Annotated in this window: 3 protein-coding genes; 1 reads left to right on the top strand and 2 read right to left on the bottom strand. The window is 47.9% G+C overall.

The features are described from left to right. Positions 1–378: cell wall hydrolase (locus QVO88_RS08050; protein WP_288177902.1), on the top strand; the 378-nt coding region annotated here is incomplete at its 5' end. A gap of 38 nt (positions 379–416) precedes the next feature. On the opposite strand, the gene QVO88_RS08055 is transcribed toward QVO88_RS08050, so the two are convergent. Beyond that, positions 417–1769 (bottom strand): PASTA domain-containing protein, encoded by a 1353-nt coding sequence (locus QVO88_RS08055; RefSeq protein ID WP_022287985.1) that lies wholly within the window; start codon positions 1767–1769, stop codon positions 417–419. Beyond that, a complete protein-coding gene (locus QVO88_RS08060; protein WP_022287986.1) occupies positions 1720–2286 on the bottom strand; it encodes an RNA polymerase sigma factor in 567 nt (188 codons plus the stop codon). Before QVO88_RS08060 ends, QVO88_RS08055 begins: the two co-directional genes overlap by 50 nt. Positions 2287–2344: the final 58 nt, after the last annotated feature.

Consider the following 2344-nt stretch of genomic DNA (forward strand, 5'->3'; position numbering starts at 1 on the left):
TCTATTGGCTCTGTGCCGTCGGCTACGGAACAGAACATCAATCTTTTGGCGAGAATAATCTCTGCCGAGGCCAGGGGCGAGCCTTATGTGGGTCAGGTGGCTGTGGGTGCGGTGATACTCAACCGTATCGAGCACCCGTCTTTTCCTGACACACTTTCGGGGGTAATTTACCAAAACGGCGCTTTTACGGCGGTAGTGGACGGACAGTTCAACGAGCCTGTTGCCGCTTCAGCTTACAATGCTGCCCGTGACGCTTTGAACGGCTGGGATCCCACAAACGGCTGTGTTTACTACTACAATCCTGCTAAGACTTCAAACGCTTATATGCACGCTAAGCCTACGGTGACGGTTATTGGAAGCCATAGGTTTTGTATGTGAAAAAAAGCCGCCCTGCAAAAATGCAGAGCGGTTTTGTGCTATTTATGTACGAAAAAGTAATCGCTGCCGTTTAGGGATATTGGTATGGAATAGAGGATATCGTCGGTGAATTTACGGGAGATGTAGCCTGCTATATCGGCGAGCTTTTCGGTATCGGAGATGTCTATGGCATAGGCGTCAACATACGAGGTCTTGCCTGTTATGGCTATTCTTACATCATTTATATGGAAAACGTCTTTTACTTCTTCGAGTATCTCTCTTGGGCTTCTGTAGCCGGGGGTGACTTCTGCTTTTCCGCCGAGGGTTATTGTGACTATCGACATATCAACGTTACAGCTTTGCAGAAGTTCTTCCATTTCATTGATGTTGTGTTCGTAAAGCACTGTTACCTCACATCTGTTGCCTTGGTCATAAATGCCGCAGGAGGTGAAAGTTGGGCGGTAACCCATTTCTTCCAGGTCGCACAAAAGATTTGATACTTTATACGGATTTGTTATAGGCGTATCGCTGACGGGGAGATCGCCTGTCGGCTCTGGGTAGGCGGTGTGGACGTCCACAAGGTCTATGTTTACGCCGTATGCTTGGAGGTAGGCTTTTGTGCAGGTGACGTCATTTTCGGTGTTTACTGTTACGTCGAGGTAGGTTTCATGGTTTTCGGCGGAGATTATGCCGAAGTCTGAGGTTCTTGAATTTAGTGCGGAAAGTATTATGTCAAGATCGTCTGTGTTTTCAAGGTCGGTGAGGCGTTCGGTAAAGGTCGGTATCTCTATATCTGCCGCTTCATATGTGCCAAGCTCGTCTTCGGTGAGCTGTTTATCGGTCTGTTCGTCAGAGTCGGTCTGTGAACTGTCATTGTGGATATACGTTCTTTGCTCAGGAACTGGACCTTTGCTCACAAACAGGTTGACTTCTTGCCCTGCTTGTATCTCTTCCCCTGCGGCAGGCTCGGTATTCATGACAGTTTCGGCGGCGACAGCATCGTTATATCTATCACGTCTTACGGGCGTGCCGCCTGCCTGTGCGATAAGCTGTTCGGCTTCGGCATAGGTCTTGTTGGTGACGTCCGGCACTGTGATAGGCTGTGGGGTCTGGGGCGGCTGTGTTGTGGTATCGGTGGAGGCTGTTGATGGGACAGGGGTGGTGGCGTCGATATCGGGCTTTAAAAGTCCGCTGAATGCGAATGCTCCCACTGCTACGGCGGCACAGGCTGCTGCTGCGGCTATGCCGACGGATTTTCTTCTAAGCTTTATAGGCTGGGGTTTTGTTTCTGTGTGTGCGCTGTCGGCTGAGTTGGTGATAAAGGCTTTATTGTCTATTTTTTGCAGGATAGCGTCAAGATTTTCAGACTTGCTTTCGCTGTGGGACTTTTTCATTATATCTGTCATTTTCATTGCTTTGTTCCTCCTTTTCACAGTATGTTTTTTTCAGCTTGTCAAGGGTGCGGTATAGTCTTGATTTTACGGTGGACTGGGACAAGCCTAGGCATGATGCGGTTTTCTTTATTGTATAGCCGTACTGATAATGCAGTACGAAAATGCGGTAGGTGGTATCGTCGGAGCTTTTGAGATAGCTCATCACCTGCTCATAGTCGAAAAAGTCGGCGCTTTCAAGGTCGGCAAGGGCTTTTTCGTCGGGGATATTCAGGTCGGTGATATCCTCGAATGTGGCTTTGGGCTGTTGTCTGTAATGGTCTGCAACATAATGCTTGGCTATACGCAGGACGTAATGCCTGACGTTTTTTATTTTCCCCTCAGTGGTGATAAGGGAGCGGTAAAAATCAAGATACACGCTTTGGAGTGCGTCTTCTATAAGCTCTCTGGTGGGAAGCTTTGAGGTAAGATAGCGGTCTATATAATCGTATGTATCATTATAAGCCTGCACGAATGTATCTTTTAGTTCTGTTCCCATGGTTTTTCCCCCTTTCTTTTTGCTCTGTGAGCTTTCACCCTAATAGTCGAAAAAAATG

The organism is Ruminococcus sp. CAG:57, assembly GCF_000435935.1.
Taxonomy (GTDB): domain Bacteria; phylum Bacillota; class Clostridia; order Oscillospirales; family Ruminococcaceae; genus Hominimerdicola; species Hominimerdicola aceti.

Coding starts and splice junctions, on each gene's coding strand:
- QVO88_RS08055 (WP_022287985.1), bottom strand. CDS start 1,769: ATGAAAATGACAGATATAATGAAAAAGTCCCACAGCGAAAGCAAGTCT.
- QVO88_RS08060 (WP_022287986.1), bottom strand. CDS start 2,286: ATGGGAACAGAACTAAAAGATACATTCGTGCAGGCTTATAATGATACA.